Genomic DNA, 16,498 nt, shown 5'->3' with positions numbered 1-16,498 from the left:
TACTTTTTTATTACATATTAAATGATTTTTTTATCATAAAAATATGAATAAAAATCGCGGAATGTTTCTAGAAAAAATTTTAAACCAAACAATAGAAAATTACTGAAATAATAACTATGCATTTATAGAAAAAAAGGGATTGCCATTTATCTTTAATAAAATTAGTAAAAACAATAATAAATTAGAAATTCAAAATGGATATTTAAGCAAAAAGTCAACTGTTGATTATATCGGAATGTTTTGTGGTTCATTTGTTTGTTTTGAAGCTAAAAGTTGCAATACAAACAAATTTGATTTAAAGAATATCAAAAAACACCAAATTGAATATTTGGCGTTAATGGAAAAGTATGGATCTATTGCATTTATAATATTATTTTTTGCAGATTATGATGTCTTTTTTAAAATTAGCATAAAACAAATATTAATTTGACTTTCAGAAAAGCGCAATACAATTCACTTTGAAGAAATAAAAAGAAACTCACAAGTTTTAGAGTTAGAGTTTCCTGGTTTTCTAAATATTTTATAAATTATTTAAAGTTAATTAAATCACGTAAATATTTTGAAGGTTTATACTTAATAATACGTTTTTGAGGAACTACTTGTTCTTGTTTTGTAAATCTATTAATAATTGTACGTTGAGGTTTAACAACAGTTGAGAAAATACCGAAGTGTGATAATCTAACAGAATCCTCAATTAAAAGTTGTTCTTTTACTACAAAAAGCATTGTTTCAAGTACTTCATTAACTTGTTTTGGTGATAGATTAAGTGTATCCTCAGTCATTTCAGCTACTTGAGCTACAAAATCTTTTTTTGTCATAATTTTCTCCTATGAATTATTTTATTATGATAATTATAATTTATTTTTTCATATTGTCAAATAAAAAAGCACTATAAAATAGGGATAAAAGTTAACTTAGTTATATTTTTATATTTTTTTACATTAAAAATTTGATTATTTTATAATTTTAGTTACAAAAAGTTCAGAATAATCTTTAAAACCAATTTTATAATACATTTTCCCTGCAATTGGATTATCGAAAAATAAAACTGGTGTAATATTTTGATTTAATAATTTTAAACATAAGCTTAAAACACAATCATTCGCATAACCTTTACCGCGATGTTCGTTTAATGTAAAAACACCACCGATCATAGCAACATTTTTTATTTTTGCTGCTGTCCCAGCGTGGGAAACGACAATTTTATTTGTTTCATCATATAAAATATAACCTTGATAATATCCTTTTTCAAAAGAATCATTTAAATATTTTAATTGAACACCCTGTGCGCTAACATCAGCAAATTCAGTTATTTTTCTTCTAGAATTAACTATTTTTTCTAAATCTTTTTTTTCAATTGGTTTAGAACTTAAATTATTTAGATTATTTTCTTTTAAAAAATCATCTTTTTTTAGAGAAAGAATTTTTTCATTATTTAACTTATATTTAAGTTTATAACTTTCTGCCATATTTAAAAATGTATCTAAAAAATTAGGTGAGAATATTATATTTCCGATATCATATTTTTCAATTACGTTGATGATATCATTCTCTGGGAAAATAAAATCATCTCTCTTGTAAATTAATAAATTATTGTAAAAAATCATTAATATTCCATCAAATCTATTTTCGGTTTCATAAACAAATGTTTTAGTTGCTTCTGAATTTAAACCAAATTGCTCAATGTCTGAAATGAAAAATAAATATTGTATCGGATCTGCTTCATAAATAGTTTTTAAAATCGCATCTTTTTGTTCTAAGGTTGCTAATTTAATTCTTGACATTTTGTTCCTTTCTATTTATTAACTTTATTTCTTTTCAAGAAAAAGGAAATTGTAATGGTGTTGATCTCAGCTTTTTAATTTTTATTATTTTATTATTTCTATGTTTAAAATCATTTTGCATATCAATTATTTCAATTTTCGTTTTTAATAATTTCAAAATTTCTCTTGCCTGGTTTAATTCTTCTTGAAATTTAGTACTTTTAAGTAATAACATAGATCCATTTAACTTAACTAAATGAAACGAAGACATCAAAAGTTCTTTAATACTTGCGACTGCTCTAGCTGTAACTATATCAAATAAATTTTTTTCTTTTACTTCTTCCGCTCTTGTGCGAATAACTTCAACATAATCGTTTAAATTAAGTTCATGAACAACAAGGTTGAGAAAATTAACTCTCTTTTGAATCGGTTCATAAATAACAAGTTTATTTCTAGGTCTAGTCAAAGCATATGGGATTGAAGGAAAACCTGCGCCTGCCCCGATATCTAAAATTATTTTATTCTCTTGATTTTCAGTTATTTTAAGCATAAAAATTAATGATTCAAAAATACCTTCTTCTCATAATCTTTCACCGGAAAAACCAGTTAAATTCATTACCTTATTTTTCTCTTCAATTAAATCAAAATACTTTTGAAATAAACTAAAATCCCAATTATTTTCATTACATAATCTTTGTAATTCATACTTTTTTGAGTATTTTTCCATACACAAAATTATAACATTTTACATAGTAAAATGAAGTTCAAATACAATGTTATTAATATTAAAAAACAATATCATCAACATATTTCATCTAAATTTGTGAAAATTCTTTAAAAAATTTTTACAATATTTTGTATTTAGCATTTTTTATTGTTTTAGATTAAAATAAATTTTTAATCATATTTAAAAGTGAATAAACTCTTTATTAAATATAGAAAATATTAAATAAAAAATTTTATAATGAAAATATTTTTAACTTTTAAGATAAATTTATATTTTTTAACACTATATATGATGATAATTAATCATTATATTTGAAAAACATCAAAATTTTGAAACTAATCTTTTTATTGTATAATAATAAAGTTACTCTAAATGTAACCGTTCCAAAAAGGTTTAAGTAGAATTTTCTCACCTCACGGACGAGCCACTAATGGAGGTATTGCATGTTAGCAATAATCGAAACAGGTGGGAAACAACTTTTAGTTAAAGAAGGGCAATCAATTTATATTGAAAAAATAGCAGGCGAAGAAGGAACAGAAGTAAAATTTGAAAATGTTCTTATTGTAGTTAGTGATAAAAGTTCAAAAATTGGTTCTCCTTTTGTTAAAAATGCTGTCGTATCAGGTATCATCGAAAAACAAGGTAAAGCGAAGAAAATTATCGTTTATCGTCACAATGCAAAATCAACTCACAAAAGAAAATTAGGACACCGTCAACCTTATACACGTGTAAAAATTACATCAATTAAAGGATAACTAGAAAATGGCAAAAACAAAAGCTGGTGGTTCTACCAGAAATGGTCGTGATTCTCATTCAAAACGTTTAGGTGCCAAATTAGGTGATGGGCAATTTGCAACAGCAGGTTCAATAATTTATCGTCAAAGAGGAACAAAAATTCACCCTGGGCAAAATGTTGGACGTGGTGGTGATGATACATTATATTCATTGATTGATGGATATATTAAATACGAAAGTAAAAAAAATAGAAAGTATGTTTCTGTATATACCGAAAGAAGTAATTAATTTTAAAAACAAACACTTGTAATTAGTGCTTGTTTTTTATATTCTGATTGTATCTGCAATATACGTTATCATTCTAGCGCCTGATTTAATTAACGAATTATTGCCATCATTTAATTCTGTACCTGGAAAACACGCAACTTCTTTTCCAACATTTAGAAAATAATTCACTAAGTTATGTGTCTTTGAATTTTGTTCTGATGAAAAAAATATTAATTTATCTGCGATTAATGAAGCTAAATAGTTATCTGATTTAAAAAAATCTCTTTTTGGATGAGTTTCAATTGGGTATTGACTAATAACAATTTCATTTTCATCATCAAAATTTTCAAAATTAAAGTTATCTATCCCACCTTTTGCGATATGTATAATCTTCCCTTTATATTTTCGATATAAATCAATAAATTCTGCTTCAGTATACTTATAACCATTTGTAACCAATGTAGTGTGTTTTGAAAGTTGCTGAATATTTTCGTTTATATTCTTTTGTATAAAATCATTATGTTTTTCATTAATTAAATAAACTTTTGATAATTCTTTTAAAATTTTTATATTACCTTTGTAAAATAAAACAAATGGTGGTTTATAACTAAATAATAAACTAGAAGGATATTCATAATCCAAAATCGTTACATATTTAATATTTTTCTTATTGTATTTTTGAATTAAATTATTTACTTCATCTTTATTAATAACATCAATATTTTTTAGTGACTCAAAAATTTTATTGCTGTTTCCTTTATTAATATTCGAATAATAAAAGAGTATTCTATTCATTTTCCCTCCATAACATTGATATTTATTTAAAAATAAAAAACAAAAAAAGGAAAAAAAATGAGCATAAATGCTCACTAATCTTCACGCTGGCTTGAAAATAAATCAAAATCATTATGCTCATTTTCAACTCCATCAATATAATTAAAATCATCCATTTTCGGGAGATCTCTTAGAGAAGAAATTCTAAAATGGTCATAAAACTTGTTTGTTACTCCATATAAAACCGGACGTCCTGGTGTAGGGGAAATTCCTACTTCTTCAATTACTCCTTTAACTAATAAAGTATTAATTACTTGATCTGATTGAGCACCGCCTCTTATTTTTGTAATTTGAGACCTTGTTATTGGCTGTTTATATGCTATTATTCCAGCTACTTCAATAGCTGCATTTGAAAGTCTATTTGGCTTAACAATATTCACTAGTTTTGAAACATATTCTTTAACAGTTTCACGAGTAGCTAATTTATAAATTTCATTATAAACAACAACTTTCAAACCACGATCTTCATCATTAAATGTTTTATGAAAATCTTGCATAACTTTTTTTGCTTCAGCAAGATTATTTAAATTAAATACTTCCTTAACTTGTTCCAAGGTCAATCCTTCATCACCTTGAATATATAATAAAGCTTCCAAAATTTTATTTTTCATTATAAAATTCCCCTCTTGTAATATAAATTGTATCAAATTGAGCATTTTGGTTAATGATTAAGAATTGTTGTCTTGCTAAATCAAGCAAGGCAATTAAAGTAATTACAAAATGTTGAATTGACGGTTGAGTGAAAATTTCTTCAAATTCAACACGTTCTTTTTGTTTTAAAAGATTTTTAATAAAAGGAAACATTTCGGATGGAGAAATATTAAATTTTTCTAACTTAGTTTTTCTTAATTCTTTTGCGTAAACTCTTTCGAACATCCTTCTTAAGGTTGTTATTAATGTCATTGGATTTGAATGGCCATCTAAACGCGCATTATCATTATCCTCAATAAATTCCATAATATCACTTGGTTTTTTAATATAAATATTATTTCGATTGTCTTGAAATGTCTTTAATGCTTCTTGAATATTTTTGAACTGTTGATATTCAACTAGATCTTGTAAGAAAACTTTCTTTTCTTCTTCAACTTCTGGATTAATTTCATCAGGACCTTGTAAAATCATTTTTGCTTTTAAATTAATTAAGGTAGAAGCCATTAATAAATAATCTCCGGCAATATCAATTTCATTTTCTTTTATTTTATTTATTATTTCAATATATTGATTTGCGAGTTCAATTAAATTGACATCCATAATATCAATTTTTTTATCTTTAATTAAAGAAAGTAATAAATCTAATGGACCATCAAATTCATTTAATCTAAACACATAATCAGATGAATAATCAATTTTTTGTTTTTTAGAAATCATTTTTATCCTTTATTTATATTTTCAACATCTAATCTACTTAATTCATTTTCGATTAGAGTTTTGACTCTTTTAGCAATAGCTGATGGTTCTTGGGTTATTATATCGTTCGCTTTTAGCATTGGTAAAAATGAAATTGTAACCTTACTACGTGATTTTTTATTTGTTTTAAAAGAACCTAAAGATCCATGAATCGCTACAGGCACAATTGGCAAATATGTTTGGGTAGCTATTTTAAAAGCACCTGAAGTAAATTCACCCAATTCTTTCGTTTTTATTCTATGAGCCTCGGGAAATACAACACCATATGTTTTATTCTTCTTAACAAATTCCGCAAAATCATTTAAAACCTTAAAACTATTTCTAAAATCATTAGGATCAATGCTATACGAATCTAATAATTTTAGGGCATTTTTTAAAAACCCTTTTTCTAGATCCTTTTTAGCCACAAAAGTCGGAATTTTTTGCTCAATGTTTTCTTGATGTTCTTTCTTTTCTAATGCAACAATAATTGCTAAGACATCAGTATATGATTTATGATTAGGAGTCAAAAGCACTGAACCATTTTTCGGTAAATTATCAATTCCATTTATTGTTATATCAATGTTATATAGTTTCAAAACTTTTTTAGATAACCTTAAAATTTTTCTATATCTTTCAAAATCTGGAACTAATTCTGGTGTCCTAATATATTTTTTTGCCATTCTTCTAACTGAGTTAAGTCTTAATAATCATAAAAGCCCAGAAAAAGCCATTTTTAGTTTAATTATATTTGACATTTCTTCTCCTTATCATCTACATATTTTACAACGAATGCAATTAATAAATTACGTTCATGACTAATCGAAATGCTAAAATCTCTAAATGTTCATCTTCCATTAATTTTAACAAGATTAATTTTTCTAAAATCATAAAAACAATTATCGGCTTTATAAATCGATTCTTTAATAGCTCAAACCCGAGCTAGAAACAAGCTTTTTTGTCTTTCATCTTCCATTTTTTGAAATTGAACATATTCTTGTTCAGATAATATTTTCTCTGCAAATTTTTGTGACTTATTCTTAAATCTTGATACCGTTGTAAGATCTGTTCCGCTTAATAACATAATGCTAATTATATCATTATTTATTCTTAAAACACTACTAACCACTATGTTTTTTGCATTTTTTGACCAAAAGTTTTAAAAAAATAATTTCAAAAAATATTACAAAATAGTGATATTTAATTAAACATCATAATTATAGCATTGTTTATTTTGACAAATTTATAAAAAATAACTTATACAACAATCTTAGTCAAAATTTATTATATATTGTTTGATTATTGTGAAAATTTTGCAAATTAAACACATAAAAAATAAATAAATCATAAAAAAATAATTTTTTTTCTTTTTCTAGATAATCAGTGGTAAAATTTAGTAGGATAGTGGGGGAAAATGGTAAATATAATTTACGGACAACATTCTCGAAATGCTGATGATAAAAATAGAGTTATTTTGCCAGCTGCAATAAGAGATTATTTAGGAAATAAATTTATGCTATCAATTGGATTTGATGGTAATGCTGATTTGCGTACTAAAGAAGAATTTATGAGATACATAAATATGCTTGAAGATCAAAGCTTGTTCGATAAGAGAGCAAGAATTATCACAAGAAGCATTCTAGGTAATAGTTTTGAAATAACACTTGACTCTATGAATAGAATGACATTACCTAAATATATTGTTGAAAAACTAGCTATCCATAAAGAAATAATTTTTGTTGGTGCAGGTTCACTTGTTGAGATGTGATCAAAAGAAAGGTTCGATAATTTTGAGAAAGAATATAGCGCTGATGATTTAGCTGCTATAGCTCAAGAAATATCAAATAAATAATGGAAAAACTTCATTATTCAGTCTTACTTAATGAAACTATTGATGCCTTAAATATAAAAGAAAACGGGATTTACGTTGATCTTACATTAGGTATGGGTGGGCATTCAGCAAAAATACTTGAAAAGCTTAAAACAGGACATTTATTTGCTTTTGATAAGGATGATTATGCATTAAAAGTTGCAGATCAAAAATTATCAAAAATAAGCAAAAACTACACTTTAATTAAAAGTGACTTTCAAAACATAAAGTCAGAATTAAAGAAAAAAGGTGTCAATAAAGTGGATGGAATCATTGCCGATTTAGGTTTTTCATCACCACAAGTAGATACCCCTGAAAGAGGTTTTAGTTACAATAAAGATGCTAAATTAGATATGCGGATGGATCAACAACAAGATTTTTCTGCATATGATTTAATTAACACTTACTCTGAAAGTAAACTTAATCAGATTTTATTAGATTACGCTGATGTAAAACTTCATTATAAAGTTGCTAAGGCTATCGTTAAAAATCGACCTATAACAAATACATTAGAGTTAGTTGAAATAATCAAAAGTGTCTATCCAGCAGCTTTATTAAGAGTTAAAAATCTAGCAAAACCCGTGTTTCAAGCCATAAGAATTGAAGTAAATAATGAATTAGATTCGTTAGAAAAAATGCTAAATGATGCTGTTGAAATGTTAAGTCTAAATAGCTCATTATGCATTATAACTTTTCATTCAATTGAGGATAGAATCGTTAAAAATTTCTTTAAAAATTTAACTAAAAATGATGTCCCTGATAAAATGCCGATTCAAGTGAAAAAAATGTACCAAACTAAACAATTATTACCTTCACTTTGTGAAATTAATGAAAATAAAAGATCAAAAAGTGCTAAGTTAAGAATTTTAAAAAAATGTCTATAAAGGAGTAAGTATGTGAGATAAAAAAATTGTTAATTTCAATATAAGCAAATATGACATTTTGATCTCACAATTGCTTCAAAAAAATAAAGATATCACTAAAATTCACGAAGATGTTTATGTAACATTTAAAAATTATGATGATTTATTAATGACAATTAATAAATTTTCAAATGCTATATCAAAAGATAAAAAAACTGATTTATACATAAATTTAGTTTTTGATGATAATTTTTTTGAAAATTACTCATATGTTCTAGAAAAACATCAAACCCTTTCTGTTGATTTATTTTTAGAACAACATCACAATCAAACAATTTATCAAAATCAAGGTAATTGAATTCTTAATTCTTTCATATATAAATATGAATTAATTAATGATGGAATTTCAAAAACATACAAAAATTTTCCGGAAAATAAAACATATGAAAACCTAATAATTCATACTTCAAGTTTTCAGATCAAAAACGAGGAATTATTAGATAAATTTCTTTTGAAACTAGTCATTGATCTCGATGAAATCAAAAAAAATACAGACTGTAAAATTTCATTTTTTAACAGTTCACAGTTGCTAGCAAGCGAGTATGATTCAGAAAAAACTCAATTATTCATTGATTTAAATGATAAATATTTTTCATTAAACGTAATTAAAAACTCAACAATTCTAAATGGCACAAAGATTAATTTTAACTTTGAAGAATTTTTAGAATTTTTAAGTAAAAAATTGCAAATTATGAAACAAGAAGTTAAATACCGTATTAAATACCTTTTGAAAACTTATGTGGAGCTTAATGAAGGTAGCGATTCATTAGATACCATTAATCAAAAATTATTAAATTATGTATTTGAGTGTCTTGGAAAACTAAAAAATAATATTAAAAACTTTATCAACATAATCAAAACTAAAATTACTTTTAATAATGTATATTTCAACATTAATGATAATGAGCTTAATAAATATATTGCATATTCATTTAAGAATAGTTTAAATGATGATATAATAGGTATCAACATTAAAAAATCTGATATGGTTAATTTAGATTTGGCTAAAAATCTAAATTATAAACTATTTTGTTGAATTAATATGATAACTAATATCACACCTCATAGTTATAATAATCGAACTTTAACCACTGAGATTCAATTGGATAAACTTCCAATAAAAAGATCAAAAAATAGTATATTTTCACAATTTATTAATTTTATGTTTTTTAAAAAAATTAATAAAGTCTAAAATTGCTAAATAATTTTTAAAAAATTTTTTAAGCATTTACTGATATTTTATTTAAATTAATTTTTTAAATTTAAAAGTGCCAGTTTTATATTGGCACTTTTAATACTCAAATATAGCTCTGAAAGTAAATTTAATTAAATAAAATAATGTTAATAATGTTTATTCAAAAAAACAAAAAGCTCAATTAATTTTTAAAGCATTTCAATAAGTTTGAATCATTTAAAAATTTAAAGCTAAATTCATTTTTTTAATATATTAAGATATAATTATTTTTTAATTCTTAAAAACAATACTTAAAAGCTTAAAATTATTAATATTTTTGTTTTTTTCATTGTTAAACTAAACTAAAAAAATTATTAATTTGTGGTATTATATACGTAGTATATAAAACCTAAGCGAAAAGAGGTTATTATGAGAAGAAAACATAAGTTTTTTACATCAATCTTTGCTGTCGCTATCAGTGCTAGTGTTTTAACAGCATGTAAAGCGCCTGGTTCTGATACGCCTATTAGTGCTGGCGGTAAAGACATCAAAGTAAAACAACAACTTTCAGCAAAAGGCACTCCAGGATTACCTAATGGTGCTATTTCACCTCGTTCTGCAAATCTTAATGAAAATGATTTTAAAGGTCCAAATGTCCAGCAAAACCAAATCAAAAATATTTATCGTCATAAATCAGATAAATTTATTTCATTAAATCAAGATATTAAATATGTTGCGCTAGGTGATTCAATTAGTGCAGGTTTTGATGGTTCATTAGATAAAGATTATCAAGGTAAGCTTGAAAATAATGGAATAATTTCTGGTGTTTCATATCCTTCATTTTTAGCTAGATTATTAAATAAAAAAAATAGAGTTAAGTCATACACAAACTATTCAGTATCTGGCTCAAAAATTATTGATTGAATCAAATTACTTGAATTTAATGATCCAGAAATAAAAAATGTTGATGAAAGTACTTTTAATAAGTTATTTCCAAATGTTCAACAACTAAGAACTGAAATAAAACAAAATCTAGCAAAAGCTAATTTAGTAACTATTAATTTAGGAGCAAATGACTTTTTTAATTTAGTTTTTGATTCATTAAAAAACCGTGATGTTTTAAAAATTGTTAAAAAATTCCTAGCTAAAAAGCCTGTTTTAAATGACGCAATTATTTTCTTTAATGACCTATTCAAAGATAGTTTGCCTCAAATTAGAAAAAGACTAACTGTTTTCATAAATAATTTAAAAACCTTAGCTCCAAATGCAAATATAAATCTTATTTCATACCCAATGCCTTTACAATATTTATTTAACGTTTTAAATCAATACGTTTCAAAGGACTTGCTCAAAGACATTGGTGATTTGAATATCTCAAATATTTTTATTGATACTGTAAATGATAATCTCCAAGAAGTGGCTACAAACACTAAAATTAATTTCGTTAATACTTATAATGATAAGTATTGAAATAATAACGCCAAAAACTTAACATCATTCTTTTTAGATATACATCCTGGAACAAAGGGCTATAAAAAAATGGCGCTTGATCTTTATCTCAAGATTACTAAGCCATATTTAAATCTTAATTACTATAAAGATTACGACTTTACCAATGAATTCATTAATAAAGATGCAATTTCAGCAAAATATCAAATTGAAGTTGAACCTGATTCAGATTTAATTAATATTGGTGAAAATTCAAATTATTATATTAATCTCGAAACTAATGAAGAAAAGAAAGTGAAATCACATCGTTCACCAAGCAACTTCTCAAAAAGAATTTCAGAACTTAGTCATATTTTTGAATATTACATTGATGAATTTTTAGATTTTATGACTAATAATTCATTTTATAATGAATTAGATACTAATGGAAAATTAAGAAACCTATTAAAGAAAAAAATCTCAAATAAAAATAACAATTTTAGCAATATTGTTCATAGCATTTTAGATTCCAAACAATTCCAGGATTTATTCACTAATGCTCAAAAACAATTTAATGATTTAGCAGAGCAAAAAAACTTAAATTTTGAAACACTTAAATCAATCTTTATTAATATTTTTGGAAATATTGATAATCTTTCATTTATTATTAAAGTAATTGCAAAAAGCGATCTTCTAAAAAATGAAAAAACTGAATTAACTGCAGCTTTAAAAGAAATAGTTCATAATTTCTTAAAAATTTATAGCGCTAGATTAAATACCTATTTAACTGAAATATTTGGATCAAAATTTACCAGTTTTAATATTGATGTTAATGAATTAAGCAAAGCACTAAGTACGTATTTAAACTCAAATGAATTAAAAAACTTAATCGATAAATTCATCGATATCTTTGTAAACGAAACTAATGAGTTTGAAAATATCAATACAATAAATGAATTTATTTTGGGATTTTTCAAAAAAACTGAAAATAATACTCAAATTGCAAGTTTAATTAATGAAAATATTAAATTTTTATTAACCAATCAAGAAATCAAAAAATTTCTAAGTAATTCATTATTTGATTTTTTACAAAAACATAAATTAACTAAGAATATTACTAAAGATGAAATAAGCAATTCAATTACTGATTTATTTGATTTAACAAATAGTTTAAATGAAGAATTTAAATTAAGTGATACATTAATAAAAAACTTTTTAAGCAATTTATCAACCACAAGCATTTCGTCGCCTTCTAGCGTATTATCTGCTTCTTTAACAGATACTTTATCCGAATTATTTAATGACAAAAACTATGAAAAAAATATTGTTTCATTGGTCAAAAATGTTTCAAAGTCAAAACTAATAACAAATCATAATAATTTATTAAAAAAACTTATTGATAATATTTTAGATTCTAATTTAATTTTTGATACTCTTAATAACATTGAAATAAACACTTCAAGTCAATCAGTTAATAATTTTATTTCAGATAAAGCATTAAAAAAATTAATTAATTTAATTACCAAAAATAGTTCATTTAAAAACATTATTACAAGTGCAATAAATGCAACCATTACAAATTATCAATCTTTTCAAAATGTAAATTCAATTAATGATATTATAAAAAATGTTTTAAATCATCTAGATTTAGATAGTTTAAAAAATAATTTCCTTAACCTAACAAATTCAATTATTAATTCAGAAGATTTAAGTTTTATCATTAGCGATGTATTAACTAATTTATTAAAAAATTATGATATTAAAATCGATTCTAATTTAACTAAATTTATTAAAGATTTTAGTTCGGATGCTAAAAACATTGTTAAAGATCTAGATATTTTAGATCCTTTAATTAATGCTATTATTGAAAGCCTCAAAAAAGTTAAGACATCTAGCGATCCAAAAGAAGAATTAAATAATTTAAAAGTAGCTATTTCAAAAGTGCTAGAAGATAAATTTAATAAGAATCCAAAAGAGTTAATTAAAAAACTTCTTAATAGAGAATATATTACTAAAAATGCAAAATCTGCAAGCACAATAATTAAAGTTATTCTTAAAAAAGCAATTGATAATAAAACTATTAAAAATATTCTTTATCAAGTTCTTAGTTCAAATCAAAATATTAAAGAATTCATAGATGATGAGAATCTTAAAGAATTATTAGATATTATTTTAAATGATAAAAATTTAGATGCTTTAATTTCAAACCTATTACCTAATCTATTAAGTGATCAAAGTTGAATAGATCACATTGACAATTCATTTGTATTCATTAAAAAAATATTCGAAAATGAAACTAATAAAATTGTTGTAAAAACCTATTTAGAGTCATTGACAACTACATTATTAAATAATGAAAAATCAGCTAAGATAATAATTAATTTAATTGATAATCTTGCTAAAAAATATGATATTGATTTAAAAGAAATAACCAAAACTAATCTAATAAAAAATATTTCTAAAAACTTAATTCCATTTTTACATGAAATCGGATTATTTCCTAGTGTTTTTGAAATATTAATCAATAACTTCCAAAAATCAAATAACTTCAATGAATTATCGAATAATGTTTCAGCTGAAATATCAAGCAAAATTAACTTAAGTGATTATTCAATCTTTAAGGCATTCTTTAGACATTTCGAAAGTCTAAAAGATGATAAAACCACTATAAAAAACATTCTTAATAAAATTTATGATAAATTAGTTACTAATAATGAAATAACTAATAGTCTTGCTCAAAATATTGCGAATATTAAACTCTTAAAAGATGCAAAAATTTCAAATTCTGATCTAAGCGAAATAATTAAAAACACTTTAAAAGACCAAAAAGTTAAAACTGAGTTATTAAAATTACTTGATAGCGTAATTGATAATTTTGAGTTACTAAATAAATCTAATTCATTTGATGAATTGTTAATGAGTTTATTACAAGTTGAAGCAATTAAATCTAATTCAATTGAAATATTAAAAGTTTTAATTGCTAAAATAATTGAAGAAGATAAATTCAAAGCTCTTGCAGCTAAAATATTAGTATCAGAAATCAAAAATACAGAATATAAAGATATATTAAAAGATATTAAAAACCCAGAAGGTTTAATTCAAAGTAATTTGGATTTATTTAAAAAAATAAATGATGAATTAAAGCTTTTAGATAATGTAATTCCTCAATTAGTTGAAACATTAAAAAATAAAGGTACTAAATTAGATTTTTCAGTATTAACAAACCAAATATTAAAAACTTTAAAAGAAAAGTATCTAAATGATAATCTAGAAGAGAACATCATTAAATTTATTAAACACATTTTAGAAAACCAAAATTATGATACTCATAAAAATGATCTAAAAACACTTCTAAAAAACATCACAAATCTAGCAATTGATAAAATTGATTTTGGAAATATTGTATGAAATGCTATTGATCAAAAATCAAAAGACTTTATTAATAATAATTTAATACAACAAGCTAACTTCATTCAAATTATCAATAATGTTATAAAAACTTCACAAGCAAAAGACTTAATTCATCATATTAGTGATTATATTTTTGATCATAAAGATAAATTTAAAGATGCCAAAAATATTTTAGATATCTTTAAAGCATATTTTAATGAACAAAACAATAAAACTAAATTCACAAATGATTTAAAAACATTTATAAAAGCTGGTTTCAAAAATCAGGAAACCATAAATGGAATAAAAAACATAATAAATAGTGGATTTAATTTCTTGAAAATTGATTCAAAAGAACATACTCAAAAAGTATCAGATGCATTAGCTAACGGACTGGGTGATTTACTTGATAGAGTTGGCCTTTATGAAAAAATATCTAACGCTATATTCAATACAGTTAATAAATCCGACTCATTAAAATCATTTAGTTCAAATATAGTAAATGAAATAATTAGTGAAGTTAAACCAAATGAATTCAACTTCATTAAGTTATTCTTTAAAGATGAAATTGTGCAAAATAATAAAGAGGATTTTATTTATGTACTTGAAACAACAATAGGTAATCTTTTAGATAATGAAGAAAAGATTAAACAAACAATAGAATCAACCGGAATTGCTAGTTTATTAGTTTCTGGTTCTGAAACTAATATTTCATTAGTAAATGATTTTTTAGTCAAAGCAACTAAAAATCAAGATCTTAGAGATATCTTAAAAACTTCAATTAAAGACTTTATTGATAGAGCAAATCAATATCAAACTAATGAAAGTTGATTCGAAGCTTTAAATACATTATTTAATGGTAATCAAGCTAATACAATTAAAGATAAATTTACTAATTGAATCAAAACATTATTTACTAATCCAGAAGATAAATTTACCAAAGGTCTAGCACAAGTTTTAATCTCAAAACTATGCGCTGGAGGATTTAATTTACAAACAACTGGAAGTGATGAAACATTATTCAATAATATTATTAAATCATTCTTTAGTGGTTTGGCTAAACGCAATGAATTAACTACTATAATTAATAAAATCTTTGAAAATATTAAAAATATTCAGTTTTCAAATGAAAGTAGTAAAAAACTTGAAAACCTTGCAAAAGTTAAAGATGCTATCTTAACTGGTGCACTACATATGATTTTAACTTCTGATAACAAATACATATCATTCCGTAACATTTTAAATCAACACGAATTTTTAGAAGCATTAGTTGATTCGATTAAAGATAGTGATTATGTTGATTTAATTAATAGACTGTTCGAAAGTAGTGATAGAACCAAAAAAACTGGAATATACAACTTTATTGATTCATTTTTAATTAATCCTAATGTCCAAAGTGCTTCTTCAAGTAACAAATTAGGTTTTGCTTTTGATGGAGCTAATATCTTTACTGTAATTGATAAAACTCAATCATTAATGGCTACATTATTTAAACCAATATTCCGTGATATGATTCAACAAGCTAAAAATAATAATTATAATTTTAATAATATAAAAGAAAATAAACAATATAAAGCAATGTTCAGACTTGCCACACTTGTTTTATGATTCGGACACGATAAAGCTTTAAGTGGAAGAGCATTTTGAAACTTTTCTGGTTTAGATTTTAAAAGCACATTTGTTACCGCATTAGGAACTGCATTTAATAGTGCAAAACAAAAATATCAAAATGAATTTAATTCATTAACAGATGACCATAAAAAGGCGATTGGAGCGTTGGATTCTAGTGGAAACTATAATTATGAATTTATAGTAGGAAATAGAAGCGCATATACAACTTTCAGCAACTATTGACAAGATCAATTATTAGCTTATATTTATTATCGTACTAGTGGTAATGATAAATTTACCCGAAAATCTATGACAGATGCAATTTTAGACGCTTTAAATACCGGCTATTTAGGTAATAGACAATCATAAAAAAGCACTTACGTGCTTTTT

15 protein-coding genes are annotated in these 16,498 nt (G+C 24.0%); 7 read left to right on the top strand and 8 right to left on the bottom strand.

The genetic code is table 4. The features are described 5' to 3' along the window. Positions 1 to 43: 43 nt before the first annotated feature. Complete coding sequence (gene recU, locus EXC48_RS02315) at positions 44 to 526, top strand: Holliday junction resolvase RecU (RefSeq protein ID WP_129720614.1); 483 nt, start codon at positions 44 to 46, stop codon at positions 524 to 526. Position 527: 1 nt separating this feature from the next. Here the strand turns inward: recU and EXC48_RS02310 are convergent, their stop codons facing one another. From EXC48_RS02310 to rsmG, 3 genes are all read right to left on the bottom strand, one after another. Beyond that, complete coding sequence (locus EXC48_RS02310) at positions 528 to 818, bottom strand: HU family DNA-binding protein (RefSeq protein WP_129720613.1); 291 nt, start codon at positions 816 to 818, stop codon at positions 528 to 530. A gap of 135 nt (positions 819 to 953) precedes the next feature. Continuing rightward, positions 954 to 1,784 carry a GNAT family N-acetyltransferase gene (locus EXC48_RS02305; protein ID WP_129720612.1) on the bottom strand — a complete coding sequence of 277 codons (831 nt, stop codon included), beginning with the start codon at positions 1,782 to 1,784 and terminating at the stop codon, positions 954 to 956. Then, entirely contained in the window at positions 1,771 to 2,490 is a 720-nt protein-coding gene (gene rsmG, locus EXC48_RS02300) for a 16S rRNA (guanine(527)-N(7))-methyltransferase RsmG (protein ID WP_129720611.1), read from the bottom strand. Before rsmG ends, EXC48_RS02305 begins: the two co-directional genes overlap by 14 nt. Before the next feature lie 443 nt (positions 2,491 to 2,933). Here rsmG and rplU point away from each other — a divergent pair, with 443 nt between their 5' ends. After that, positions 2,934 to 3,245: a 50S ribosomal protein L21 gene (gene rplU / locus EXC48_RS02295; protein ID WP_015287258.1), complete on the top strand. Its 312-nt coding sequence runs from the start codon at positions 2,934 to 2,936 to the stop codon at positions 3,243 to 3,245. A 7-nt stretch (positions 3,246 to 3,252) separates the two neighbouring features. After that, positions 3,253 to 3,513 carry a 50S ribosomal protein L27 gene (rpmA, locus tag EXC48_RS02290; protein ID WP_015287257.1) on the top strand — a complete coding sequence of 87 codons (261 nt, stop codon included), beginning with the start codon at positions 3,253 to 3,255 and terminating at the stop codon, positions 3,511 to 3,513. A gap of 36 nt (positions 3,514 to 3,549) precedes the next feature. Here rpmA and EXC48_RS02285 read toward each other — a convergent pair whose 3' ends face one another. The 5 genes from EXC48_RS02285 to EXC48_RS02265 form a co-directional block, all read right to left on the bottom strand. Continuing rightward, positions 3,550 to 4,287, bottom strand: coding sequence for a DNA-processing protein DprA (locus tag EXC48_RS02285; RefSeq protein WP_041593776.1), 738 nt, complete (start codon positions 4,285 to 4,287; stop codon positions 3,550 to 3,552). A 74-nt stretch (positions 4,288 to 4,361) separates the two neighbouring features. Continuing rightward, a complete protein-coding gene (gene scpB / locus EXC48_RS02280; protein WP_041593775.1) occupies positions 4,362 to 4,937 on the bottom strand; it encodes an SMC-Scp complex subunit ScpB in 576 nt (191 codons plus the stop codon). Beyond that, complete coding sequence (locus EXC48_RS02275) at positions 4,927 to 5,691, bottom strand: segregation/condensation protein A (protein ID WP_083867814.1); 765 nt, start codon at positions 5,689 to 5,691, stop codon at positions 4,927 to 4,929. The genes scpB and EXC48_RS02275 overlap by 11 nt, the downstream gene beginning before the upstream one ends. 5 nt (positions 5,692 to 5,696) lie before the next feature. Next, positions 5,697 to 6,470, bottom strand: coding sequence for a lysophospholipid acyltransferase family protein (locus EXC48_RS02270; protein ID WP_129720610.1), 774 nt, complete (start codon positions 6,468 to 6,470; stop codon positions 5,697 to 5,699). Then, entirely contained in the window at positions 6,458 to 6,796 is a 339-nt protein-coding gene (locus EXC48_RS02265; protein ID WP_129720609.1) for a 4'-phosphopantetheinyl transferase superfamily protein, read from the bottom strand. Before EXC48_RS02265 ends, EXC48_RS02270 begins: the two co-directional genes overlap by 13 nt. A 330-nt stretch (positions 6,797 to 7,126) precedes the next feature. On the opposite strand from EXC48_RS02265, the gene EXC48_RS02260 reads away from it, so the two are divergent. From EXC48_RS02260 to EXC48_RS02245, 4 genes are all read left to right on the top strand, one after another. Then, complete coding sequence (locus EXC48_RS02260) at positions 7,127 to 7,564, top strand: division/cell wall cluster transcriptional repressor MraZ (RefSeq protein WP_015287249.1); 438 nt, start codon at positions 7,127 to 7,129, stop codon at positions 7,562 to 7,564. Next, positions 7,564 to 8,466 (top strand): 16S rRNA (cytosine(1402)-N(4))-methyltransferase RsmH, encoded by a 903-nt coding sequence (gene rsmH / locus EXC48_RS02255; protein ID WP_129720608.1) that lies wholly within the window; start codon positions 7,564 to 7,566, stop codon positions 8,464 to 8,466. Before EXC48_RS02260 ends, rsmH begins: the two co-directional genes overlap by 1 nt. A 10-nt stretch (positions 8,467 to 8,476) precedes the next feature. Then, positions 8,477 to 9,697: an MAG3720 family protein gene (locus EXC48_RS02250; protein ID WP_041593773.1), complete on the top strand. Its 1,221-nt coding sequence runs from the start codon at positions 8,477 to 8,479 to the stop codon at positions 9,695 to 9,697. A gap of 411 nt (positions 9,698 to 10,108) precedes the next feature. Next, positions 10,109 to 16,477, top strand: coding sequence for an SGNH/GDSL hydrolase family protein (locus EXC48_RS02245; RefSeq protein ID WP_129720607.1), 6,369 nt, complete (start codon positions 10,109 to 10,111; stop codon positions 16,475 to 16,477). Positions 16,478 to 16,498 lie beyond the last annotated feature (21 nt).

Origin of the sequence: Mycoplasmopsis cynos (genome assembly GCF_900660545.1) — a bacterium.
GTDB classification, from domain to species: domain Bacteria; phylum Bacillota_I; class Bacilli_A; order Mycoplasmatales; family Metamycoplasmataceae; genus Mycoplasmopsis; species Mycoplasmopsis cynos.
The sequence above is the reverse complement of the archived record's forward strand: the minus strand, read 5'-3'. Positions and strand labels throughout refer to the sequence as shown.